Here is a 22,506-nt window from a genome sequence, read left to right as displayed (position 1 = left end):
GCGATCCAATTCATTCGCCACCCGATAGGGAGAGGGAGCTCTTATGAAACCAACCAAGATGTTCGCCGCAGCGTTGTTGCTCGGCAGCAGCCTCGCGGCCATGCCAGCCGCCGCCAAGGAGGGCATGTTCACGCCCGATCAGCTGCCCGAAATCGCAGATGATCTGAAGGAAACCGGCCTCAAGCTGGACGCGGACGAACTCGCCGACCTCACCGGCTTCCCGATGGGCGCGATCGTATCGCTGGGCGGTTGCTCGGCCAGCTTCGTTTCTCCGCAAGGTCTTGTGGTCTCCAATCACCACTGTGTGCGCGGATCGGTGCAGTATAACTCCACTGCGGAGCAGAACTATCTGGAAGACGGCTTCCTCGCCAAAACGATGGATGCGGAAGTGCCCGCCGCGCCCGGCAGCCGCATCTATGTCACCACCGAGTTGACGGACGTTACTGAGCCTGTGACCAAGGGCACGGAAAATCTTTCTGGCGGAGAGCGCTATGCGCTGGTTGACCAGCGCATGAAGGATCTGGTCGCCGAATGCGAGCAGACACCCGGCTACCGCTGCCAGGTCGCCAGCTTTTACGGCGGCGACCAGTACAAGCTCATCAAGCGCCTCGAAATTCGCGACGTGCGCCTCGTCTACGCGCCGGGCGATTCGATCGGCAAATATGGCGGCGATGTCGATAACTGGCAGTGGCCGCGCCACACCGGCGATTTCGGTTTTTACCGTGCCTATGTCGCGCCCGACGGTTCGGCCGCCGACTATGCCGAAACGAATGTGCCCTATAAGCCCGAGCATCATCTGAAGGTGAGCGCCGGCGGCCTCAAGGAAGGCGATTTCGTGATGGCCGCGGGCTATCCGGGCTCAACCAGCCGCTATGCGCGCCTCGCCGAGGTAGAGAACACCTTCGACTGGCAGTATCCGACCTATGTCACGCTGCTGAACAACTGGATCGACACGATCGAGAGCGCGGCGCCAGACGGTTCGGACGCCCGCGTGAAATACGAAGCGCGGCTCGCCGGTCTCAACAATTACGAGAAGAACCTGCGCGGCCAGATTGCCGGTGCGCGCAGCGTAGGCCTCGTCCAGCGCCGCCGTGAGCGGGAGGACGCGCTGAACGCCTGGATCGCTGCTGATCCGTCGCGTGCGCATTATGCCGCTGACCTTACAGCGCTCGATGCGTTGACGGCCGAATCTGCAGCCGCCGCGCGTCAGGACTTCTGGTACAATTTTGCGACCAATTCCCAGCTTCTTGGCACGGCGGAGCGGCTTTACCGGCTTGCCAAGGAAAAGGAGAAACCGAACGCGGAGCGTGAATCCGGCTATCAGGAACGCGACATGACCTTCTTCAAGCAAGGTCTGCAGGCGCTTGATAGGCGCTATGACCCGGCGGTCGACAAGGCCGAATGGATGATGTTCCTCAAGGACTATATCCAGCAGCCGCAGGCGCAGCACGTCGCGGCGTTCGACAAGGCCCTGGGCCTCACCCCGAACATGACCGACGCGCAACTGAGCCGGAAGCTGGACGCCTATTACGCCAACAGCACGCTGGACGAGACCGAGCAGCGTCTGGCGCTGATGGATGCCAGCGTTGCGCAGATCGAGGCGAGCAAGGATCCATTCCTGCAGCTTGCCGTCGCGCTTTACCCGCATGACCGCGAGCAGGAAGCGGAGTCCAAGGACCGCGCGGGCCGCGGCCTCGCGCTGCGCCCCGCTTATATGGACGCGATCATCGCCTGGCAGCGTGAGAACGGCAAGATCACCTATCCCGATGCCAACAGCACCCTGCGCGTTACCTATGGTACGGTGCTGGGCGGCTCGCCCAAGGACGGGTTGGTCTATACGCCGTTCACGACGCTGGAAGGCATTGTAGCGAAGAACACCGGCGAAGAACCGTTCAACGCGCCCGAGCGCGAGTTGGAGCTGATCCGCGCCGAGAATTACGGCCCCTATGAGCTGGAAAGCATCGATTCGGTGCCCGTGAACTTCCTCTCGGATCTCGATTCCACGGGCGGCAATTCGGGCTCTGCCACGATGAACGCGCGCGGCGAACTAGTCGGCCTGCTGTTCGATGGCACGTTCGAAAGCGTCAACTCGGACTGGGATTTCGATCCCCGCACCACGCGAACGATCCATGTCGATTCCCGCTACATGCTCTGGGTGATGTCCTTGGTCGACGGTGCCACGAACCTGGTCGAGGAAATGGATGTCGTGAACTAAGGCCGATCCCGGCTAAATGCCGGGCCTGTAGGTAAGATAAGCGTTGGCGGCGATTGCTCTTTTGCGATCGTCGCCATTTTCATTTTGCCACCTCGGGAAACGACGACGCTCGGCGTCATCTCATCGAACGAAGACAAAAAAGGGCGGCCAAATGGCCACCCTCTCTCACCAGCCCGCAAATCCAGGCTGATCCTTAATATCGCCAGGGCGTGAAAGCCCTCGCCTTAGTTCAGTTGACCGCGTCTTTCAGCGCCTTGCCAGCCTTGAACTTAGGCTGCGTCGACGCCGGAATTGTCATCGGCTCGCCCGTACGCGGATTGCGGCCGGTCGAGGCCTTGCGCTGCGAAACCGAGAAGGTGCCGAACCCGACGAGGCGGACGTCGCCGCCGCTCTTCAGCGTGGAGGTGATGGTGTCGAACACCGATTCAACCGCCTTGCTCGCATCGGATTTGCTAAGACCGCTGCTGTCTGCCACCTGGTTCACAAGATCCTGCTTGTTCATTATCTGAAGCCCCTCTTCTAACTACTCTCTGATTCCTACCAACGGGAATCTCGGCTTGGCCGTGGGCTGGAGTTAGGAGCAGCGACGCGGGAGTGTCAAAGGAAAATCCCGCTTTTCCGGGCTTTTTGGTGCAGTGCCGCAACAAAAGTCGCGGCACCAAGGCACCTCATACAACATAAGTAAGCTGGAATACCGACCGGCCACTAATGGGTCAGCGGCAACCCCTGCTCGCCTTGAACGATAGAAGGCGACAGTGCGGCAAGCTCGTCCGCCTCCGTCCAGTCGATCGGCTCAAGCTTCTCGGTCAAAGCATGCGCCAGCACCTCGTCGACATGAGAGACGGGCACGATTTCCAGCCCTTCCTTGATGTTGTCGGGGATGTCGGCGAGGTCTTTCTCATTCTCCTCAGGGATCAGCACCTTGGTGATGCCGCCGCGAAGCGCAGCGAGAAGCTTCTCCTTCAGCCCGCCGATCGGCAGCACCCGGCCGCGCAGCGTCACCTCGCCAGTCATCGCAACCTCGCGTCGCACCGGAATGCCGGTCAGCGTGGAAATCATCGCGGTCACCATGCCGACACCGGCCGACGGGCCGTCCTTCGGCACCGCACCTTCGGGCAGATGGATATGCACGTCCTTGCGCGCGAAAATGCTGGGCTTGATACCATAGCTCGGCGCGCGCGCCTTCACGAAGCTGAGCGCGGCTGCGATGGATTCGTTCATCACATCGCCAAGCTTGCCCGTCGATTTGATCTGACCCTTGCCGGCCGCGGTGATCGCCTCGATCGAAAGCAATTGGCCGCCCACTTCGGTCCAGGCCAAACCGGTCACCGCACCGATCTGATTTTCCTTCTCACCGATGCCATGGCGATATTTCCGCACACCCGCGAAGTCGGAGAGATTGTCCGGCGTTACCGTGATGCTCTCATATTTCTTCTCGAGAATTCCGCGCAGCGCCTTGCGTTGCAGTCTGGCAATCTCCCGCTCCAGCGTACGCACGCCGGCTTCGCGGGTGTAATAGCGGATAAGGTCGCGCAACGCCTCTTCGGTCAGCGTGAACTCGGCCTCGGTCAGGCCATGCGCCTCGCGCTGCTTGTCGATCAGGTGCCGCTTGGCGATCTCGACCTTTTCATCCTCGGTATAGCCTTCGAGGCGGATGATCTCCATCCGGTCGAGCAGCGGCTGCGGCAGGTTCATACTGTTCGCGGTGGTCACGAACATCACATCCGAAAGATCGACGTCGATCTCCAGATAGTGATCGTTGAACTTTCCGTTCTGTTCGGGATCGAGCACTTCGAGCAGCGCCGAAGCGGGATCGCCGCGGAAATCCTGGCCCAGCTTGTCGATCTCATCCAGCAGGAACAGCGGGTTCATCGTGCCCGCCTTTTTGAGGTTGGAGACCACCTTGCCGGGCAGGCTGCCGATATAGGTGCGCCGATGACCGCGGATTTCGGCCTCGTCGCGTACGCCGCCCAGGGACTGGCGCACGAATTCGCGTCCGCAAGCCTTGGCGATGGAGCGCCCCAGCGAAGTCTTGCCGACGCCCGGAGGACCGACGAGACACAGGATCGGCCCCTTCAGCTTGTTGGTGCGCGCCTGAACCGCGAGATATTCGACGATCCGGTCCTTCACCTTTTCCAGCGCATAGTGATCGTCATCGAGCACCTCCTGCGCCTGCGCGATGTCCTTCTTAAGACGCGATTTCTTGCCCCAAGGCAGGCCGAGCAGCGTGTCGAGATAGTTGCGCACGACCGTGGCCTCGGCGCTCATCGGCTGCATGCCCTTCAGCTTTTTAAGCTCGGACTGCGCCTTCGCCTTGGCTTCCTTGGAAAGCTTCAGCTTCTCGATCTTCGAGGTCAGCTCGGCGATTTCATCGCCATCTTCGCCGTCTTCAGACCCCAGCTCCCGCTGGATCGCCTTCAGCTGCTCGTTCAGATAATATTCGCGCTGCGTCTTCTCCATCTGGCGCTTCACGCGGCCACGGATCTTCTTTTCGACCTGGAGCACGCCAAGCTCGCCCTCCATGAAGGCAAACGCCATCTCCAGCCGCTTGGCCGGGTCAGCCTCGACCAGCAGAGACTGCTTGTCGGCAACCTTGATGTTGATATTTGCCGCAATCGCATCGGCCAGCGCCGAAGCATCCTCGATCTCGCTCAGCTGCACCGCGGTTTCCGCCGGAAGCTTGCGGTTGAGCTTGGAATAATTTTCGAACTGGTCGAGCACCGAGCGCATCAGCGCATCGATTTCCTTGCCTTCCACGGCAGGCTCTTCGGGAAAGCCGATCTCGACCGCGCAATATCCGTCGCGCTCTTCCATCGACTCAAGCGTCACGCGCTGCTTGCCCTCGACAAGCACACGCACCGTACCGTCGGGCAGCTTCAGAAGCTGCATGATGGTGGCCGTGACGCCCATTTCATACAAATCTTCTCTGCCCGGATCGTTCTCCGAAGGATCCAGCTGGGCGATGAGGACGATTTCCTTGTCCTTCTCCATCGCCTTTTCCAGCGCGACGACGGATTTGTCGCGGCCGACGAACAACGGCACGATCATGCCGGGAAAAACAACGATGTCGCGCAGCGGCAACAGCGGCAAAGACTGGCTCATAAATACTCCAACACGCCGCGAACTCCCACGCGGCGTTACCCCTGATATATGGTGGGCAGCGCCCTGCCCTTCAACCGCGCGTCAGAACGGCAGCTTGAAGCCCGGGGGAAGCGGCAGACCCGCGGTCATGTCGCCCATTTCCTTTTGCGCAGCGGCATCCGCCTTGTCGCGCGCGTCGTTGATGGCAGCGGCGACCAGATCTTCGAGCATCTGCTTTTCGCCCGGCTGCATCAGGCTGTCGTCGATGGAAACACCGCGGATCGATCCCTTGGCGGTGGCGCGGACCTTGACGAGACCGCCGCCGGCAACGCCCTCAACCTCGATGTTCTCGAGCTTGCCCTGCGATTCTTCCATCTGTTTCTGGATGTTCTGCGCCGCCTCCTGAGCGGCCTTGATCATCGATTCCATGTCTTTCATGCGCTTGCGCTCCGTTGCTGCGGATCACTGTCCGCTCCGTCTTCCAAAATTCTCGCGTCCGGAAAGGCTTCCAGCGCGGCTTTGACCAAGGGGGACGCCAGCAGGGCTGCACGCTCCTCCTCGGCCCGTTTCTCTTCGACCTCGCGCGCGGTGAGTTGGGCCTCGCCCTCCCCTTCTTCAACCGTCCAGCGTTCACCGGTCAATTTGTAGAGCACATCGCGAACGTCGTTCTCGAAGCCCGAGGGCAGGCGGCCCGCGGCCTGATAGATCAGTTCCGGGGGCGCGTAGCGGACGAGACGCATCGCGTCGCTCATGATCGCAGCAACCAGCGGACGCTCGGTCTCGACGAGGTCGATCAGCGAGGCAAAATCGCTCGGAATGACGGACGCCGCCGCAGCCGGAGCATCTGCCGGCGGCCCTTCGGGTGCGGATGCACTGACAGCGGTGGGCTGATCCGCGCCGCCCTGCGCGATCATCCGCGCCAGTTCGCCCGGATCGGGCAGCGTCGCGGCGTGCATGATGCGCAGGAGCGCCATCTCGCAGGCCTGCATCGGCATGGCCGCGCCGCGCACCTCGTCATGCCCTTTCAGCAAAAGCTGCCACAGCCTGTGCAGCACGGGAAAAGAGAGTTTTTCCGCCCAACCGGACAGCGCCGCGCGCGCCTCATCGGACAGAGCCGGATCGGGCGCGCCGCCCGCCTTGGTCAGCGTGACGCTGTGAATCTCCGAAAGCAGTCCGGACAGGATCGCCAGCGGCTCGACGCCCAGGCTGTGCTGTTCCTTCACGGCAGCGAGCATGGCGGGAACGTCACCGCCCAGCAGCAGCCCGAGCAGCCGCCGAATTGCGCCGCGATCGCTGAGGCCCAGCATATCGCGCACCTGTGCCGCGGTCACCGTACCGTCGCCTTCCATGTCGGCATGGGCGATGGCCTGATCGAGAATGGAGAGGCCGTCGCGAACCGATCCTTCGGCGGCGTGGGCGACCAGCGTGATCGCCTCCGGCTCGGCCTGCGCGCCTTCCATGGTCGCGATTTGCGCAAAATGACGCGCCAGAAGATCTGCCGGAATGCGCTTCAGATCGAAGCGCTGGCAGCGCGACAGCACCGTCACCGGCACCTTCTGCACCTCGGTGGTCGCGAACAGGAATTTCACATGCGCAGGCGGCTCCTCAAGCGTCTTCAGAAGCGCGTTGAACGCGTTCTTGGACAGCATGTGAACTTCGTCGATGATGTAGATCTTGTAGCGCGCGGAGACCGCGGCGTAGCGCACCGCCTCGATGATCTCGCGCACGTCGTCGACGCCGGTATGGCTGGCGGCGTCCATCTCGATCACGTCGATATGGCGCCCCTCGGCGATGGCGCGGCACGGCTCGCAGACCCCGCAGGGGTGGATCGTCGGGCCGCCCTCCCCGTCAGGGCCGATGCAATTCAGCGCCTTGGCGATCAACCGCGCGGTGGAGGTCTTGCCCACCCCGCGCACGCCGGTCATCAAAAAGGCGTGGGCCAGCCGGTCGCGCTTGATCGCGTTCGCCAACGTCTGGACCATCGCGTCCTGACCGATGAGCGCATCGAAGCTCTGCGGGCGATATTTGCGCGCAAGCACACGGTAAGCGGGGTCCGCCTCCACCGGCGCGGGCGCCGCGGGTGCGGGCTTTGCCGGCTCGGCCAGACCGAGGCCGAGCGCATCCTCCGGCATCTCGGGTTCGCGCGGTGTCAGTTCGAAGTCTTCGGAATCAGGCATCGGGGCCAATGTAGGGAGGTGCGCCAGCGCTGTCGAATGGCGAGTGCGCTATTGCGCTCGCAGCAGAATGGCGCAGCCATCGATCAGAAAAATGCGGAAAGTAGGAGCCGGACGACCCGCAGCGAATATCGTTACGGCTGCTTCCGTCAGGACCTGACCGGGTTGGCGAATGCCACGTCCGCCCGACTCCCGTGCGAGCATATGGCGAAACATAGCCATGATATCAAGGTTCGCGATAACCCCAGTTATTTCGGGACGACTCTTAGAATGTTAAGCTCGTCGACGTCCGGCACTCCACCGGCTGCGCGGCCTGCCGCGTGGCGGCATCAGAAGCTCCGTCAGACGCCCTGCATGTTGCGGCTTTCGGCGGGGATGCGGACGATGAGGCCGTCCAGCTCCTCGGTCAGATCGATCTGGCAACTGAGGCGGCTGGTGCGGCGGGCTCCCGCTGCAAGATCGAGCATGTCCTCTTCTTCTTCGCTGGCGGGCGGCAGGCGATCGAACCAGTCCGCGTCGACGATGACGTGGCAGGTCGAACAGGCCATCTGCCCCTCGCAGGTACCTTCCAGCGGCTGGCCATTCGCTTGCCCCAATCGCAGCAGATTGTCGCCGGGAGCGCCCTCAACGTCATTCTGGGTTTCGCCGTCGCTCGAAAGAAAAGTCACTTTCACCATGGGGCCCCTATTGCGCCTCGGCGGCGCGGTTGATCAAGTCCGCTGCGGCTTTCAGTTCTTCCCGAGTGCTATACCGACCGAAACCGAGGCGGATGGAGCTTTTGATCTGCGCATCGGCAAGACCCAAAGCCGCCAGCACATGGCTCGGACGGCCCGAACCACTGGCGCAGGCCGATCCGGCGGAAAAGAGCACGCCGCGCACGTCCGACATCAGCCGCGCGACATCCAGTCCGTCCACGCGGATATTTAGATTGCCGTGATAGCGTCGCGTCGCCGACCCGTTGATCGCCCACCCCGAGAAGGCTTCTCGCGCGGTTTCCCAGAGCGCTTGGACATGCGCCGCGTCCTCTTCCGCCCGTTCGCGCATCAGCTTTGCCGCCGCGCCGAAGCCCGCGCACAAAGCCGGTGACAGCGTGCCGGAGCGCAGCCCCTGCTCCTGACCGCCGCCGTGCAGAAGCGGCGGAATCTCCACTCCCTCGCGCAGCCACAGTGCGCCGATACCCTTCGGCCCATGCACCTTGTGCGCGCTGACCGCGATCATGTCCGCGCCGTCGGGCAACGGCACACGCCCATATCCCTGCACCGCATCGCAACAGAACAGCGCGCCCGCATCATGCGCCAGGGCCGCCAGTTCATCGAGTGGCTGGGTCACGCCGATCTCATTATTCACCGCCATCACGGCGACGATCGCTGTCTTTTCGTCGATCGCGTCATAGGCGGCGTCGCGGTCAACAATCCCTTCCTCATCGACCGGCAACAGAGCCAATTCATGGCCTTCCCGCTCCAGCCAGTAAGCGGTGTCGCGCACCGCGGCATGTTCCGTCGCGATGGTCACCAGCTTGCGGCGTCCGGGCGGCGCGGCGCGCATCGCGCCGATCAGTGCCATGTTGATCGCCTCGGTCGCCCCGCTGGTGAAGACCATGCGCCCGCCGTCCGGCATCAGCGCCGCGACCTGGCCGCGCGCGACCTCCACCGCCGCCGCTGCCTGCCATCCGCCGCGATGCGCGCTGTGCGGATTGTAGAAACCGGCATCGATCCAGCGACGCATGGCCTCAGCGGCTTCCGGCGCCATCGGCGTCGTCGCCTGATAATCGAGGTAGATCGGATCGGTCATAATCGGGCCCCAGACACAGCCCGTAGCCCTGAGCCTGTCGAAGGGCGCCTCTCGAATTCGCCCCGCGCTGCCTGCGAGAAACGTCCTTCGACAAGCTTAGGACTTACGGTCTTGGGGCAAGGTTTCTGCATCACGCCGCAATCGTTCTCCACGCTCTCACGAAGCGCTGGACATCAGCCTCGCTCGTCTGAGGGCCGAAGCTGACGCGCACCACCTCGCCCGCGGCCTGCGCATCCCAGCCCATCGCCGTAAGCACATGGCTTGGCTTGATCGTTCCCGAAGAGCAGGCGCTGCCGGCCGAAACCGCGATGCCCGCCATGTCGAAGCGTACCAGCTGCGCCTGGCTCGATTTGCCGGGCATGCGATAGCTCGCGATGGTCGGCAGCCGGGCGCTGTCCGCCGCAACCACTTCGCCGCCCGCTCCTGCGATCTCGCTATCGAGCATCGCGCGGAGGCGGACCGCCTCTTCCAACCAACCGAAATCCTGCTCCAGCGCTACCGCGAACCCCACCGCAGCGGGCAGATTCTGAGTCCCGCCGCGATAGCCCTTTTCCTGCCCGCCGCTGGGCGTGAGCAGAGAGAGATCGCGCAAAAGCAGCGCGCCGATGCCCGGCGGTCCGCCCAATTTGTGGGCAGACACCGCGATCAGGTCCGCGTCCGGCAGCGGCAGCTTGCCCGCGCTCTGCGAGCAGTCCGCAAACAGCCTGCACTCGTTGAGGCGCGCGATCTGCGCCACATCGTCCAGCGGCTGGATGACGCCGGTTTCGTTGTTCGCCTGCTGCAACGCGATGATGCCATTGGGCCGATGCGCCAGATATTCGCTTAAATGATCGAAATCGACGATTCCGTCCGCGCCCACCGGCAGCAGGTCCGCCTGGGCGGCGGCGCGCAGCACCGCGTCATGTTCGGTCGCGCCGATGGCGTGGACCGGCAGGGCCGCGCGGCCAAGCGCGATACCGATCGCTTCGCTGGCCCCGCTGGTCAGAATCACTTCGCCGTCCCAGCCGAGTGCGGCGGCGATGCGCGCGCGCGCATCTTCCAGCATGCGCCCGGCAGCGCGGCCCGGCGCATGGGGCGAGCTGGGATTTGCCCACTGCTCCATCGCCTCCGCCATCGCCGCGCGCACCGCCGGCAGCACCGGCGTGGTCGCGGCATGATCCAGATAAAGCGGCGCTTCGGTCATCTCGATGTCCATCATTATTGCAGTTCGCGTGGCTTTTTCTATATAGCCAGTCAATTGCCGCGCCGTCCGTCCGGACGTGCCGCCCTCATGTTAGCGGACTGTTTCTCCCATGCCCGAAGTTATTATTCCCGGACCTGAAGGTCGGCTCGAGGGTCGTCTTTCCCCCGCCCCGCGCCCGCGCGCGCCTGTCGCCATGATCCTTCATTCTCACCCCAAAGCGGGCAGGACGATGAACGAGCGTATCACCCAGAACCTGTTCAAGACGTTCAAGCAGCGCGGGTTCCTCACCCTTCGCTTCAACTTCCGCGGCGTCGGGCGCAGCCAGGGTGAATTCGACAATGGCATCGGCGAACTGTCCGATGCCGCCGCCGCGCTGGACTGGGTGCAGAGCTTCCATGAAGAAGCGCAGACCACCTGGATCGCGGGCCACAGCTTCGGCGCGTGGATCGGCATGCAACTCTTGATGCGCCGCCCGGAAATCCGCGGTTTCATCTCGATCAGCCCGCCCGCCAATATGTATGATTTCAGCTTCCTGGCCCCCTGCCCCAGCTCGGGCATCATCATTCAGGGCAAGGAAGACGATATCGTGACCCCCAGCGGCGTGCAGAAGCTGGTCGACAAGCTACGCACGCAAAAGCACATCACGATCCATCATGACGAAATTCCGCGCGCCAACTTCCTTTACGATGGCGAACAGGAAGCGCTGATGGCGTCGGTCGACAATTATCTCGACATGCGGCTGGATCCGAACTCACCGATCAAGTGAGGGTCTGACACTTCGACTAATGCCGTAAGTCCTGAGCCTGTCGGAGGACGTTTTTCGATTGAGCTCAGAATTTGCAGGATAGGCGCCCTTCGACGAGTTCAGGGCTACGGAGACATGCTCAGGGCTGTGGACTGCGATCCAGGGTATCCGCCTCGCCCGCCAGCGATTCTCCGCTGCCGGTGGGGATCGCCCAGATCGCGACATTGCCGAACATCACGAGCGCGGCGATCACCATCAGGATGATGCGCCGCCGCTCGCCGCCGCGCTTGTGCAGCATCCAGGCACCGGCCAGCAGCGCAATTCCGGCGATCATCAGAAGCGATAAGACGATATTTCCCATGGCTCGGCTCTAGCGCGCTTGATCCCTGCACGCCACATCCGGGTTGGCGCGGGCCGCCCCCATCGCTAGAGGAGCGGGCGAGTCCCCACAGCAGGAGCCGCCCATGCGTATCGCCATCGCGTCCGACCATGCCGCCATCGAGATGAAGGCCGCGCTCGCCGATATGATGCGCGAGGCCGGGCATGAGGTGGACGATCTGGGGCCGATGGACACAAGCAGCGTCGATTATCCTGACTATGGCTACAAGCTGGCCGAGGCGGTGGCGTCCGGAGCAGCGGAGCGCGGCGTGGCGCTGTGCGGATCGGGTATCGGCATCTCGATCGCTGTCAACCGCAACCCCGGCTGCCGCAGCGCGCTCGTCTCCGAACCGCTGTCAGCCGAACTGTCGCGTTCGCACAATGATGCGAACGTCATTGCCATGGGCGCGCGCCTGATCGGCATCGAGCAAGCCAAGGCTTGCCTCACCGCCTTCCTATCCACCGATTTCCTTGGCGATCGGCACCAGCGCCGTGTCGACAAGCTGACCAATCCCCCGCATCAGGAGACCGCATCATGAGCACTGTGATCGAACGCGACGTCCGTCGCACCGGCTTTTTCTCGACCCCGCTCGTGCGCGCCGATCATGCGGTGGCCGAGGCGGTTTCCGCAGAACTCCGCCGTCAGAAGAAGCAGATCGAACTGATCGCCTCCGAAAACATCGTCAGCGAGGCGGTGCTGGAAGCGCAAGGGTCCGTCTTCACCAACAAATATGCCGAAGGCTATCCCGGCAAGCGCTATTATCAGGGCTGTGCGCCGTCCGATTCGGTTGAAAAGCTGGCGATGGACCGCGCAAAGATGCTGTTCGACTGCGCCTATGTGAACGTGCAGCCCCATTCAGGCGCGCAGGCCAACGGCGCAGTGCTGCTCGCTCTCGTGCAGCCGGGCGATACCATCCTTGGCATGAGCCTGGATGCCGGCGGGCACCTTACCCATGGCGCCGCGCCTGCCATGTCTGGCAAATGGTTCAACGCCGTGCAATATGGCGTGCGCGAGGACGATCACCTGATCGATTATGATGAGGTCGAGCGGCTGGCGAAGGAGCATAAGCCGAAGCTCATCATTGCGGGCGGGTCGGCCTATCCGCGCCATATCGATTTCAAGCGCTTCCGCGCGATCGCGGACGAAGTGGGCGCCTATTTCCAGGTGGACATGGCGCATTTCGCCGGGCTGGTCGCCACCGGCCTGCACCCCTCCCCGCTGCCGCACGCGCATGTGGTCACCACCACCACGCATAAGACGCTGCGCGGTCCGCGTGGCGGCATGATCCTTTCGAACGACGAGGCGCTGGGCAAGAAGTTCAACAGCGCGGTGTTCCCCGGCCTGCAGGGCGGCCCGCTGATGCATGTGATCGCAGCCAAGGCGGTGGCGTTCGGCGAGGCGCTGCAGCCCGAATTCCGTAGCTATTCCGCCGCGGTAATCGAGAATGCGCAGGCCCTCGCCCAGCGCCTGAAGGATCGCGGAGCCGACATCGTCTCGGGGGGTACCGACACGCATCTCGCGCTCATCGACCTGCGCCCGCTCGGCGTGACCGGCAAGGATGCGGACGAGGCGCTGGAGCGCGCCTCCATCACCTGCAACAAGAACGGCATCCCCTTCGATCCGCTGCCGCCGACCAAGACCAGCGGCATCCGCGTGGGCTCGCCCGCCGGCACGACCCGCGGGTTCGGAAAAGCGGAGTTCCAGGAGATCGGCGATATGGTCGCGGATGTGCTCGATGGCCTGAAAGCCAAGGGCGAGGAAGGCGATCCCGCGGTGGAAGCAGACGTGAAGCGCCGCGTCGAGGCGCTGTGCGATCGCTTCCCGATCTACGGCGAACAGTAACTTCCCAAACACCGTTCGGGCTGAGAAGAAAGCTTTCGGAATATGCGCTGCCCGTTCTGCGCCCATGACAACAGCCAGGTGAAGGACAGCCGCCCCAGCGAGGATGGGGCGGCGATCCGGCGGCGGCGGCAGTGCGAGAGCTGCGGCGCGCGCTTCACCACGTTCGAACGCATTCACCTGCGCGAAGTCACCATCGTAAAGAGCGAAGGGCGGCGCGAAAGCTTCGACCGGTCCAAGCTGGAAAAATCGATCGCCCTCGCCTGCCGCAAACGCAGCGTGGCGCAGGAGCGGATCGATCAGCTCGTCTCCGGAATTCAGCGCCAGCTGGAAACCAGCGGGGATAGCGAAGTCGCCTCGCAGAAGATCGGCCAGATGGTGATGGATGGGCTGCGCCAGCTCGACAGTGTGGCCTATATTCGCTTCGCCTCGGTCTACAAGGATTTCACCGAAGCGCGCGATTTCGAGGAATTTGCCGGCACTGTGAAGGATATCGTCAAGGCTTGATCGGCGCTGGAAACCCTTCGGTCGCGCAGGTCTTTATCCGTTAAGCTATAACGGATAGACTTAGGGCGTCATGGCCAAGCGTATCGCCATTATCAGCGGCCTTCTGGTCTTCGCCATGTTGGCAGGGCTGCTCGGTGCCGAGCTTCTGGGAGGTCCATTCGCCTCGCGCAGCTACCGAGACGATCGGACGGCGACCGAACGCTATGCCCTGGGCCGTGATGTCTATCGGCAGGAAGATTATGCGGTCGACACGCGCTATGCCCCTTATCAGCCCGGCGAAAAGCGTATCGCCAACCCTACGGTGAGCGGCGCGCGCAAGATCGAACCCTATGAAGCCGCCCGGCCGGATCATCGCATCCGGTTTGAATCGATCGACGATTATTACGGCGAGTCCGCGGGTGGGGATCTGGATGATTACGCCTTCATCGATCCACCCGCACGGGCGAAAGCGAAACCGAAACCCAAGCCTGCGACAACTGGCGAGAATGCCGACGGCCCAAAAAACCTGCTGCCCGGCTATATCCGTACCGAGCGGCCTCGCTATGCTGAGACGCCTTCGGAGCCTGAACCGGTGAGAACGCAGCCGGACCCCGTTGCCGAGACCGAGCGGCGCATCATGGATATCGCAGCGCGCAAGAATTCGCCGTCTAGCAACGCCGCATCCGCTGCGCCGAATCGCGAAAGCGCCCGCCCCTCCGACGGACTGTAGCGCGCCCGTCACGATCGACCACGGTTCGACAAACGCGCGGAACCGCTTCGCCCCATCATCGGTTTGCCATCCGAACCCTGCATTTCGCTAGGACAGGATGGGCGCGATGACGATAGGCCGGATGACCACCCGCTTTCTGACGCTGAGCGCTCCACCTTCGGCCTTGGCTCTGCTCATTGCCTGGTTCAGCTACGGCTGAACTGGCCCTTTTGCGAACTGCTACATTTCCGCAATTTTGCAAAAAGGAACATTCATCATGGCAACTACCAATTGGGGCACCGCCCGTTACGAAGGTCTCGGCAAGGACGGCAAGGGCCACGTGTCCACCCAGTCCGGCGCGCTTGAAAATCAACCCTATGGTTTCAACACCCGTTTCGAAGATGCTCCGGGCACCAATCCCGAAGAGCTGATTGCCGGTGCGCATGCCAGCTGCTTCACCATGGCCCTTTCTTTCGCACTCAACGATGCGGGCTATGAGGACGGCGTGCTTGATACCAAATCGGTCGTTACGTTGGAAAAGGACGGCGATGGCTTCAAGGTCTCCAAGTCCGAACTGACGCTGACGGCTCAGATCGCCAATATCGAGGAAGAGGAATTCGCGAAAATCGCGAAAGGCGCAAAGGAAAATTGCCCGCTGTCCAAGCTGCTCGATTGCGAAATCACTCTGGAGCATACGCTGAACAGCGAATTCGCCGTCGGCTGAACCCGGCAGAACGTAAAAAACAAAGGCGCGCTGTAACGGCGCGCCTTTTTTTGCGTCGAGATCCGACGCTGCAGTGCCCCGCATCCCACCTGGATGGCAGCAGTCCATCGGCAGCGGCCTCAAAAAGAAACGGCCCCCGAGCGGCAAGCTCAGGGACCGTCTCCTAATCACTTCGGCGGGAACGGGGGGAGGAGGAGAGGAAAGCCCCCGCACGAAGGATCGCCAGCACCGTGGCCGGCGTTGAAGCTTAATTACGCCGTCACGCAACAAATACAATTGCAGTCATGCGATCATTGCTTGCCAAAACTGCAAGCTGTCGATGCAATCAATCGTCCTTCTTGCGGTTCGGGCTGCCATAATCGGGCTTTCCACCGTCGCTGTCGGGGTAGGCATCCGGGCTGGTTTGCGACTGTGTGTCGCTCGCTCCGTCATTGCCCTGTGGCTTGTTCGGCTTGTCGCTGTGAACCGGGCCTTCGGGTGCAGACGGCTTGCCGTCCTTGTCGTGATTGCCGTAGCCGCCGCCGCTCATGACCGGCCCTCCCCAGCGTTTTCGTCGTCAAGCGCATCCACAATACGCTGGTCGGGCGTGTCGGCGATTGCGTGAAGTTCTTCCTCGCGCGCTTCGCCCTCTGTGATCGACTGCCCCCGATCGGGCGTGAGATCATCGACGATCGCGCCGCGCTTGGGATTGCGCCCCTCGGTCTCAAGAATTTCGGCCCGCTGTGTTTCGTCGAAGCCTTCCAGCTCCTCGGTCATGTTCGGATCTTCGTCTGCCATGATGGAATTCCTTTCTTCCATCCGACAACGGAAGGCGGGGCGAAGCCGTTCCGTGCCCGCCCCGCTTTGTCGTTCAACCCGCGTCGATGCTGTTACCCGGAAGCCCCGCGTCAACGATGCCGCCGTCCACGGTAAGGGTGGACCCGACAACATAATCGCCCGCCCGGCTCGCCAGGAACACCGCGGCACCCGCCATATCCTCAGCCGATCCGATGCGTTTGGACGGAATGTTCTTGGCCACCGCATCGCCATGATCTCGCGCGGCCTTGTTCATGTCCGACTGGAAGGCGCCGGGGGCGATCGCCGTCACCACAATATCGTCGCGGATCAGACGCGCGGCCATGCGCTTGGTCAGATGCAGGATCGCCGCCTTGGAAGCATGATAGCTGTAGGTTTCCCATGGGTTCAGCTTGCGCCCGTCGATCGATCCGATGTTGATGACCTTGGCCGGCTGGTCCGCGGACCCTGCTGCTTTCAGTAGCCCGTAAAGCGCCTGTGTGAGGTAGAACGGGCCCTTCACGTTCACGTCCATCGCCTTGTCCCAGCCCTCTTCCGGGAACTCCTCGAACGGCGCACCCCAGGCGGCCCCGGCATTGTTCACCAGAATGTCGAGCTTGTCCTCACGCTCCGACAACTCTTTGGCGAGCGCGCGACAGCCATCGACGGTGCTAACGTCGCCCTGAATGGCGACCACCTTGTCGCCCAGCGCTTCCGACGCCTCGGCAAGCTGATCGGCCTTGCGCGCGCTGATATAGACTTTTGCGCAGCCCGCGCCGAGCAGGCCTTCCACGATCATGCGACCGATGCCGCGCGATCCGCCGGTGACGAGCGCCGTACGGCCTTCGAGCGAGAATAGTTTCGGTGTGTCCATTGGGTCTCTCCTATTGGGTTATGTCATCGCGACGAGCCCGAAGGGCGACGCGGCGATCCAGAGCAATCGCAGCGCTGCAACGGCTCTGGATTGCTTCGTCGCTGCGCTCCTCGCAATGACGATGACTTTTATGCGGCGACAGGCCTAGCCCCCCGCCTTCATCACTTCGCGTGCGATGATGCTGCGCTGAATTTCGCTGGTGCCTTCGTAGATACGGAACAGGCGTACGTCGCGGTAGAAACGCTCGACGCCGTAATCGGCGATATAGCCCGCGCCGCCATAGACCTGCACCGCACGGTCGGCGACGCGGCCCACCATTTCGCTGGCGATCAATTTGGTCGCCGCGCAGTCCATCGTGATGTTCTCGCCCGCATCGCGCTTCTTCGCCGTCTGCTCGACCAGCGCGCGCGCCGCCATGCATTCGGCCTTGCTGTCGGCAATCTGCGCCTGGATCATCTGGAAGTCGCTCAAAGGCTTGCCGAACTGTTCGCGCTCGCCGGCATAGCCGACCATGTCTTCGATCAGCCGCTCGGCCGCGCCGACGCAGACGCCGCTGATATGGAGGCGTCCGCGATCGAGCACCCGCATCGCCACCTTGAAGCCTTCACCTTCCGCGCCGAGGCGATTTTCGGCGGGCACTTCGACATCGTCGAAATTGACGTCGCAGACATGCGCGCCCTGCTGGCCCATCTTGCGCTCGGGCTGCCCGACGCTGAGACCCGGCAGATCGCGGGGCACCAGGAAAGCGGTGACGCCCCGCGCGCCCTCCCCGCCCGTCCGGGCCATGACCGTGAACAGATCCGCCTTGTCGGCATTGGTGATGTAGCGCTTCGATCCGTTCAGGCGATAGACGCCCTTCGCCTCGTCATAATCCGCCTTGGTCTTGACCGAAGCGGCGTCCGATCCGGCGCTGGGCTCGGTGAGCGCGAAACTGGTGATGATCTCACCGCTCGCGATCTTCGGTAGCCACTTCGCTTTCTGCTCGTCCGTACCGGCCATGACGAGACCCTGGCTGCCGATGCCGATATTGGTGCCGAAGGTTGAACGCATGGCCGGCGAGGTGTGCCCCATCGCGATGGCAATGCCGATCTCTTCGGTCATGTTGAGGCCGAGGCCGCCAAACTCTTCGGGAATCGAAAGCCCGAACAGCCCGAGCTCCTTCATCTCTTCGATCAGATCGTCCGGAATCTCGTCTGTTTCCGCAACCTGCCCCTCGAGCGGGCGCAGTCGCTCGGTCACGAAGCGGGTGATCGTATCGATCAGCTGGTCGTAAGTGTCTTGGTCCAATGCCATGTCTTAATCCGTAAGTCCTGAGCCTGTCGAAGGACGGCTCCCGATCGAGAAACGCCCTTCGAAAAACTCAGGGCTGCGGATGTGGTCGCGGCGGTGCCTCAATAGCCGCTCATCTCCGCGACGCGGTTGGCGTGGTAGTTCGCATCGCCCAGGAATTCGGCGAGCGCGCGGTCGCGTTTCATATAGAGGCCGATGTCATATTCATCGGTCATGCCCATGCCGCCATGCATCTGCACGCCTTCGCGCACGGCAAGGTCGCTGGTGGCGCCGGCCTTAGCCTTGGCGATGGAGACCCAAAGCTCGGCATCGTCCGAGCCTTCGTCGAGCAATTGCTGCGCCTTGAGCACCGCAGCACGCGCGATTTCCATCTCGCTATAGAGATGCGCCGCACGGTGCTGAAGCGCCTGGAATTCGCCGATCAGACGGCCGAACTGCTTGCGCTCCTTCAGATAGTCCACCGTCATGTCCATCGCGCCCGAACCAACGCCGATCATCTCCGACGCCGAACCGACGCGGGTGGCGGCGAGCACTTTCTTCAGCACGCTCCAGCCCTGATCGACCTCGCCGACCACTGCATCCGCGGTCACCTCGACGCCGTCGAACTCGATATGCGCGGCCATCGCGCTGTCGAGCAGGCGCGCGCTTTCCATGCTCATGTTCGCCGCATTCTTGTCGACCGCGAACAGCGTCAACCCGTCGGTTTCACCCGCCGAGCCGCCGGTGCGCGCGGCGACAATCAGTGCATCGGCGCTGCCGCCCTGCACCACGAACTGCTTCTTGCCGCTCAGCTTGAAGCCGTTGCCGGACCGCTCCGCCTTCATCGCGATCCGCTCGGGCCGGTGCTTGGCGCTTTCATCGATCGCCAGCGCCAGCACCGTTTCACCGCCGATGATGCCGGGCAGATATTTCTCGCGCAGCGACGCGGCGGCCTCGTTCAGCGCGGTCACGCCCGCAACCGACGTGGTGAGGAAGGGCGACGGCGTCAGATTGCGGCCAATCTCCTCCAGCACGACACCTGCCTCGACATGGCCCATGCCGAGACCGCCATCGTCTTCGCTCGCCAATATGCCGGTGAAACCCATTTCACCGAACTGCTTCCACAGATCGTGGCTGAAACCGTCCTTGCAATCCATGTCGCGGAACTTGCGCAGATGGGCGACGGGGGCCTGCTCGGCCATGAACGGGCGCGCGCTGTCCTGCAGCATCGCCTGATCTTCATTGAGATAAAGTGGCATTGGGTGTCCTCATAAAATGTCGTCATTGCGAGCGAAGCGAAGCAATCCAGGGCAGTTGCCGTGCTGCGCTCGCTCTGAATTGCCCGACTGACTGCTTGCAGAAGTCGCTCAGGAGCGGGTTACTCGCGTTGGGCTCCTCGCGATGACGTGGAGCCGAAGGGAAAGCGCCTATGCTCCTGGCAGCTCCAGAATGCGCTTGGCGACCACGTTCAGCATGATCTCGCTCGTGCCGCCTTCGATGCTGTTGGCCTTGGTGCGCAGCCAGGCCCGCGGGCGCACGCCCTCGCTGGAGCGCTCGCTTTCCCATTCCAGCGCGTCCGATCCGCCCGCTTCCATGACCAGGGCATGGCGGCGCTTGTTCAGTTCGGTGCCCGCATATTTCAGCATGTTCGGCTGCGCGGGATGCCCCTTGCCGGCCTTCATCTCATCGACGAAGCGCTCGGACATCGCGGTGAAGGCCAGCGCATCGACATCGAAGCGTGCCAGTTCTGCGCGCAGCATCGGATCGTCGAGCCGGCCGCTATCGTCCTTGCCGACGGTATCCACCAGCGCCGCGCCGAGCGAGCCAGCCCGGTCTCCGCCGCCGGTGCCGGAGATCATCTCGCGCTCATGGCCCAGCAGATATTTGGCGACATCCCAGCCGCGGTTCACCTCACCCACGATCTGGTCCTTGGGCACCTTCACATCGTCGAAGAAGGTCTCGCAAAACGGACTGTTGCCGCTGATCAGCTTGATCGGCTTGGTCGAGACGCCGTCCGATTCCATGTCGAACAGCAGGAAGCTGATGCCTTGATATTTGTTCTCCTTGTCGGTGCGCACCAGGCAGAAAATCCAGTCCGCCTGATCGGCATAGCTGGTCCAGATCTTCTGGCCGTTCACCACCCAGTGATCGCCCTTGTCTTCGCCATAGGTCTGGAGGGACACGAGGTCCGATCCGCTGCCCGGCTCCGAATAGCCCTGGCACCAGCGAATCTCGCCGCGCGCGATGGGCGGCAGATAATGGCGCTTCTGCTCTTCCGTGCCAAAGTGCAGCATGGCGGGCCCCAGCATGGAGATGCCGAAGCTGTTCAGCGGGTTGCGCGCGTTGATCCGCGCCATTTCTTGCCGCAGGATCTTGGTTTCGGCCGCGGAAAGCCCGCCGCCGCCATATTCCTTGGGCCAGTCCGGCACGGTCCAGCCGCGCCCCGCCATCGCCTCAAGCCATTGCTTCTGCGCTTCGTTCTTGAAGGTCCAATTGCGCCCGCCCCAGCAGGCATCCTTTTCGTCCTTCATCGGCTGGCGCATTTCCGGCGGGCAGTTTTCTTCCAGCCAGGCGCGCGTTTCGGCGCGGAATCTTTCCAGGTCGCTCATCGTTTCTCTTTCTCCTGCATGCGGCATCCCATGCGCCGCGGGCGGCTTGGCCGCAATTGCACCAAATTCGGGCCGTCTGCGCAAGGGCTCGTTTCGTCTTTTCGAAAAAAGGGTATGGCGTAACGCCGTTGACGCGCGGCGGACGGCCTCTAAGGTGCGGTGCCAAGGCGGAACGCCGCGAACGGGAGAGGGTATCATGGCGCAGGCAGTTCATATCGCGCCCAAGACAAGGGTGCCGATGGGCACCAAGCTGGCCTACGGATTCGGCGCGGTCGCCTACGGCATCAAGGACAACGGCTTCTCCGTCTTCCTGCTGCTGTTCTACAATCAGATCGTGGGATTGCCTGCGGAGGCGGTGGGGCTGGTAATTGGCCTGGCGCTGATCGTGGATGCGTTCATCGATCCGGTGATCGGCAATCTTTCGGACCGCACGCGCACCAAATGGGGCCGGCGCCACCCATGGCTTTACGGCTCCGCCTTGCCGATCGCCATCACCTGGCTTTTGCTATGGAATCCACCAGAAGCGAGCACCGGCGCGACGCTGGGCTATCTGTTCACCTTCGGGCTTCTGGTACGCGCCTCGCTCTCGGCCAACGAGGTGCCCTCGCTGGCGCTGACGCCGGAACTGACGAGCGACTATACCGAGCGTACGCTGGTGGTGCGGTACCGCTTCCTGTTCGGGTGGGTCGGTGGCCTGCTGATGCTGGCGCTGGCTTATGGGGTGATCCTGGTCCCTACTCCCGGATATCCGGACGGATTGCTGAACCCGGCCGGTTATCCGCGCTACGCCTTGGTGGGCGCATTGATCATGTTCGTATCGGTCCTCGTCTCAGCCATCGGCACGCATAAGCGCCTCGCCCGCCCCGTGCCCGGCCGCCCCGACACCGCGGAAAGCGTGCGCGATATTCTCGCGACCCTGCGCTACAAGCCGTTCATGGTGGTGATGGTCGCCGCTCTGTTCGGATATGCCGCGCAGGGGATCACCTTCGCGCTGAGCAATTATCTGCTCAAGTTCATATGGAATTTCTCCGCCCCCCAGTTCCTTTTCTACGCGCTGGTGCTGTTCGCCAGCGCCTGTGTGGCCTTTGCCGTGATCGCGCCGATCGCCAAGCGCACACCCAAGCAACGCGGTGCCGCCGCCTGCGCCATCGTGGCGGTCATTTTCGGCAGCGGCGCCTATTGGCTGCGCTATTTCGGGATCGCGCCAGCCAATGATTCGCCGCTGCTGCTGCCGGTCATCCTCAGCATAATTGGTATCGGCAATGCGGCCTTCATCTCCTCGCTGATCCTCACGGCATCGATGGTGGCCGACGTCACCGATCATGCCGCGCGCAGCACCGGCAGGCAAACCGAGGGGCTTTTCTATGCCGGCTTCTTCTTCGTGCAGAAATCGGTGACCGGCCTGGGCATTTTTCTGTCCGGCATGATCCTGGGTGCCGTCGGCTTTCCGGAAAAGGCAGCGCCCGGCACCGTGCCGGACGATGTGCTGGGGCGGCTGATCCTGGTTTACGGCCTGTCGGTCGCGGTCCTGGGGGCGCTCTCGGCCCTTGCCTATTTGCGCTATCCGCTATCGGGCCGTGAGGAGCCGGACGAGGACGGCCTTGCCGCCGTGGCGGACGCGGTACAATGATCGCATCGCCATACTCAATGCTGG

22 protein-coding genes and 1 other RNA gene are annotated in these 22,506 nt (G+C 62.8%); 8 read left to right on the top strand and 15 right to left on the bottom strand.

Annotation, left to right across the window (positions count from 1 at the left end):
• Positions 1-43 precede the first annotated feature (43 nt).
• The gene (locus tag H7X45_RS00850) at positions 44-2,215 is read left to right on the top strand and encodes a S46 family peptidase (RefSeq protein ID WP_187335701.1); all 2,172 of its coding nucleotides are present in this window, start codon (positions 44-46) and stop codon (positions 2,213-2,215) included.
• Positions 2,216-2,444: 229 nt separating this feature from the next.
• On the opposite strand, the gene H7X45_RS00845 is transcribed toward H7X45_RS00850, so the two are convergent.
• From H7X45_RS00845 to H7X45_RS00810, 8 genes are all read right to left on the bottom strand, one after another.
• Positions 2,445-2,717 (bottom strand): HU family DNA-binding protein, encoded by a 273-nt coding sequence (locus H7X45_RS00845; RefSeq protein WP_187335700.1) that lies wholly within the window; start codon positions 2,715-2,717, stop codon positions 2,445-2,447.
• 203 nt (positions 2,718-2,920) lie between these two features.
• Positions 2,921-5,317, bottom strand: coding sequence for an endopeptidase La (lon, locus tag H7X45_RS00840; protein WP_187335699.1), 2,397 nt, complete (start codon positions 5,315-5,317; stop codon positions 2,921-2,923).
• 81 nt (positions 5,318-5,398) lie between these two features.
• The gene (locus H7X45_RS00835; protein WP_187335698.1) at positions 5,399-5,734 is read right to left on the bottom strand and encodes a YbaB/EbfC family nucleoid-associated protein; all 336 of its coding nucleotides are present in this window, start codon (positions 5,732-5,734) and stop codon (positions 5,399-5,401) included.
• On the bottom strand, positions 5,731-7,473 hold the full coding sequence (locus H7X45_RS00830; RefSeq protein ID WP_187335697.1) for a DNA polymerase III subunit gamma/tau: 1,743 nt from the start codon (positions 7,471-7,473) through the stop codon (positions 5,731-5,733). The genes H7X45_RS00835 and H7X45_RS00830 overlap by 4 nt, the downstream gene beginning before the upstream one ends.
• A gap of 97 nt (positions 7,474-7,570) precedes the next feature.
• An RNA gene (gene ffs / locus H7X45_RS00825) (signal recognition particle sRNA small type) lies at positions 7,571-7,666 on the bottom strand.
• 145 nt (positions 7,667-7,811) lie between these two features.
• On the bottom strand, positions 7,812-8,147 hold the full coding sequence (locus tag H7X45_RS00820; protein ID WP_187335696.1) for a 2Fe-2S iron-sulfur cluster-binding protein: 336 nt from the start codon (positions 8,145-8,147) through the stop codon (positions 7,812-7,814).
• A gap of 7 nt (positions 8,148-8,154) precedes the next feature.
• On the bottom strand, positions 8,155-9,261 hold the full coding sequence (locus tag H7X45_RS00815; protein ID WP_187335695.1) for a cysteine desulfurase family protein: 1,107 nt from the start codon (positions 9,259-9,261) through the stop codon (positions 8,155-8,157).
• Positions 9,262-9,391: 130 nt separating this feature from the next.
• Entirely contained in the window at positions 9,392-10,444 is a 1,053-nt protein-coding gene (locus tag H7X45_RS00810; RefSeq protein WP_187335694.1) for a cysteine desulfurase family protein, read from the bottom strand.
• A gap of 109 nt (positions 10,445-10,553) precedes the next feature.
• Between H7X45_RS00810 and H7X45_RS00805 the strand changes: the two genes are divergently transcribed.
• Positions 10,554-11,210 (top strand): alpha/beta hydrolase, encoded by a 657-nt coding sequence (locus H7X45_RS00805; RefSeq protein ID WP_187335693.1) that lies wholly within the window; start codon positions 10,554-10,556, stop codon positions 11,208-11,210.
• Positions 11,211-11,328: 118 nt separating this feature from the next.
• Here the strand turns inward: H7X45_RS00805 and H7X45_RS00800 are convergent, their stop codons facing one another.
• Positions 11,329-11,550 (bottom strand): hypothetical protein, encoded by a 222-nt coding sequence (locus H7X45_RS00800; RefSeq protein WP_187335692.1) that lies wholly within the window; start codon positions 11,548-11,550, stop codon positions 11,329-11,331.
• Between the two features lie 103 nt (positions 11,551-11,653).
• Here H7X45_RS00800 and rpiB point away from each other — a divergent pair, with 103 nt between their 5' ends.
• The 5 genes from rpiB (at position 11,654) to H7X45_RS00775 (ending at position 15,326) form a co-directional block, all read left to right on the top strand.
• Positions 11,654-12,106: a ribose 5-phosphate isomerase B gene (gene rpiB, locus H7X45_RS00795; protein WP_187335691.1), complete on the top strand. Its 453-nt coding sequence runs from the start codon at positions 11,654-11,656 to the stop codon at positions 12,104-12,106.
• Complete coding sequence (gene glyA, locus H7X45_RS00790) at positions 12,103-13,410, top strand: serine hydroxymethyltransferase (RefSeq protein WP_425498178.1); 1,308 nt, start codon at positions 12,103-12,105, stop codon at positions 13,408-13,410. The genes rpiB and glyA overlap by 4 nt, the downstream gene beginning before the upstream one ends.
• Positions 13,411-13,452: 42 nt before the next feature.
• Positions 13,453-13,914, top strand: a complete 462-nt coding sequence (nrdR, locus tag H7X45_RS00785; protein WP_187335690.1) for a transcriptional regulator NrdR — start codon at positions 13,453-13,455, stop codon at positions 13,912-13,914.
• A gap of 70 nt (positions 13,915-13,984) precedes the next feature.
• Entirely contained in the window at positions 13,985-14,623 is a 639-nt protein-coding gene (locus H7X45_RS00780) for a hypothetical protein (protein ID WP_187335689.1), read from the top strand.
• A 256-nt stretch (positions 14,624-14,879) separates the two neighbouring features.
• Positions 14,880-15,326 (top strand): OsmC family protein, encoded by a 447-nt coding sequence (locus H7X45_RS00775; protein WP_187335688.1) that lies wholly within the window; start codon positions 14,880-14,882, stop codon positions 15,324-15,326.
• A gap of 325 nt (positions 15,327-15,651) precedes the next feature.
• Here H7X45_RS00775 and H7X45_RS00770 read toward each other — a convergent pair whose 3' ends face one another.
• From H7X45_RS00770 to H7X45_RS00745, 6 genes are all read right to left on the bottom strand, one after another.
• A complete protein-coding gene (locus H7X45_RS00770) occupies positions 15,652-15,855 on the bottom strand; it encodes a hypothetical protein (RefSeq protein ID WP_187335687.1) in 204 nt (67 codons plus the stop codon).
• Complete coding sequence (locus H7X45_RS00765; protein ID WP_187335686.1) at positions 15,852-16,103, bottom strand: hypothetical protein; 252 nt, start codon at positions 16,101-16,103, stop codon at positions 15,852-15,854. The genes H7X45_RS00770 and H7X45_RS00765 overlap by 4 nt, the downstream gene beginning before the upstream one ends.
• 73 nt (positions 16,104-16,176) lie before the next feature.
• Positions 16,177-16,974 (bottom strand): SDR family oxidoreductase, encoded by a 798-nt coding sequence (locus H7X45_RS00760; RefSeq protein ID WP_187335685.1) that lies wholly within the window; start codon positions 16,972-16,974, stop codon positions 16,177-16,179.
• A 144-nt stretch (positions 16,975-17,118) separates the two neighbouring features.
• Positions 17,119-18,267 carry an acyl-CoA dehydrogenase family protein gene (locus H7X45_RS00755; protein ID WP_187335684.1) on the bottom strand — a complete coding sequence of 383 codons (1,149 nt, stop codon included), beginning with the start codon at positions 18,265-18,267 and terminating at the stop codon, positions 17,119-17,121.
• 98 nt (positions 18,268-18,365) lie between these two features.
• Complete coding sequence (locus H7X45_RS00750; RefSeq protein WP_187335683.1) at positions 18,366-19,502, bottom strand: acyl-CoA dehydrogenase family protein; 1,137 nt, start codon at positions 19,500-19,502, stop codon at positions 18,366-18,368.
• Positions 19,503-19,670: 168 nt separating this feature from the next.
• Positions 19,671-20,852 (bottom strand): acyl-CoA dehydrogenase family protein, encoded by a 1,182-nt coding sequence (locus H7X45_RS00745; RefSeq protein ID WP_187335682.1) that lies wholly within the window; start codon positions 20,850-20,852, stop codon positions 19,671-19,673.
• A 196-nt stretch (positions 20,853-21,048) separates the two neighbouring features.
• Here H7X45_RS00745 and H7X45_RS00740 point away from each other — a divergent pair, with 196 nt between their 5' ends.
• Entirely contained in the window at positions 21,049-22,482 is a 1,434-nt protein-coding gene (locus H7X45_RS00740; protein ID WP_246449529.1) for an MFS transporter, read from the top strand.
• Positions 22,483-22,506 lie beyond the last annotated feature (24 nt).

This window comes from Novosphingopyxis iocasae, from assembly GCF_014334095.1.
GTDB classification, from domain to species: domain Bacteria; phylum Pseudomonadota; class Alphaproteobacteria; order Sphingomonadales; family Sphingomonadaceae; genus Novosphingopyxis; species Novosphingopyxis iocasae.
Note: the sequence above shows the minus strand (reverse complement) of the source record. Positions and strands in the feature narration are given on the sequence as shown.

Coding starts and splice junctions, on each gene's coding strand:
- H7X45_RS00850 (WP_187335701.1), top strand. CDS start 44: ATGAAACCAACCAAGATGTTCGCCGCAGCGTTGTTGCTCGGCAGCAGC.
- H7X45_RS00845 (WP_187335700.1), bottom strand. CDS start 2,717: ATGAACAAGCAGGATCTTGTGAACCAGGTGGCAGACAGCAGCGGTCTT.
- lon (WP_187335699.1), bottom strand. CDS start 5,317: ATGAGCCAGTCTTTGCCGCTGTTGCCGCTGCGCGACATCGTTGTTTTT.
- H7X45_RS00835 (WP_187335698.1), bottom strand. CDS start 5,734: ATGAAAGACATGGAATCGATGATCAAGGCCGCTCAGGAGGCGGCGCAG.
- H7X45_RS00830 (WP_187335697.1), bottom strand. CDS start 7,473: ATGCCTGATTCCGAAGACTTCGAACTGACACCGCGCGAACCCGAGATG.
- H7X45_RS00820 (WP_187335696.1), bottom strand. CDS start 8,147: ATGGTGAAAGTGACTTTTCTTTCGAGCGACGGCGAAACCCAGAATGAC.
- H7X45_RS00815 (WP_187335695.1), bottom strand. CDS start 9,261: ATGACCGATCCGATCTACCTCGATTATCAGGCGACGACGCCGATGGCG.
- H7X45_RS00810 (WP_187335694.1), bottom strand. CDS start 10,444: ATGACCGAAGCGCCGCTTTATCTGGATCATGCCGCGACCACGCCGGTG.
- H7X45_RS00805 (WP_187335693.1), top strand. CDS start 10,554: ATGCCCGAAGTTATTATTCCCGGACCTGAAGGTCGGCTCGAGGGTCGT.
- H7X45_RS00800 (WP_187335692.1), bottom strand. CDS start 11,550: ATGGGAAATATCGTCTTATCGCTTCTGATGATCGCCGGAATTGCGCTG.
- rpiB (WP_187335691.1), top strand. CDS start 11,654: ATGCGTATCGCCATCGCGTCCGACCATGCCGCCATCGAGATGAAGGCC.
- glyA (WP_425498178.1), top strand. CDS start 12,103: ATGAGCACTGTGATCGAACGCGACGTCCGTCGCACCGGCTTTTTCTCG.
- nrdR (WP_187335690.1), top strand. CDS start 13,453: ATGCGCTGCCCGTTCTGCGCCCATGACAACAGCCAGGTGAAGGACAGC.
- H7X45_RS00780 (WP_187335689.1), top strand. CDS start 13,985: ATGGCCAAGCGTATCGCCATTATCAGCGGCCTTCTGGTCTTCGCCATG.
- H7X45_RS00775 (WP_187335688.1), top strand. CDS start 14,880: ATGGCAACTACCAATTGGGGCACCGCCCGTTACGAAGGTCTCGGCAAG.
- H7X45_RS00770 (WP_187335687.1), bottom strand. CDS start 15,855: ATGAGCGGCGGCGGCTACGGCAATCACGACAAGGACGGCAAGCCGTCT.
- H7X45_RS00765 (WP_187335686.1), bottom strand. CDS start 16,103: ATGGCAGACGAAGATCCGAACATGACCGAGGAGCTGGAAGGCTTCGAC.
- H7X45_RS00760 (WP_187335685.1), bottom strand. CDS start 16,974: ATGGACACACCGAAACTATTCTCGCTCGAAGGCCGTACGGCGCTCGTC.
- H7X45_RS00755 (WP_187335684.1), bottom strand. CDS start 18,267: ATGGCATTGGACCAAGACACTTACGACCAGCTGATCGATACGATCACC.
- H7X45_RS00750 (WP_187335683.1), bottom strand. CDS start 19,502: ATGCCACTTTATCTCAATGAAGATCAGGCGATGCTGCAGGACAGCGCG.
- H7X45_RS00745 (WP_187335682.1), bottom strand. CDS start 20,852: ATGAGCGACCTGGAAAGATTCCGCGCCGAAACGCGCGCCTGGCTGGAA.
- H7X45_RS00740 (WP_246449529.1), top strand. CDS start 21,049: ATGGCGCAGGCAGTTCATATCGCGCCCAAGACAAGGGTGCCGATGGGC.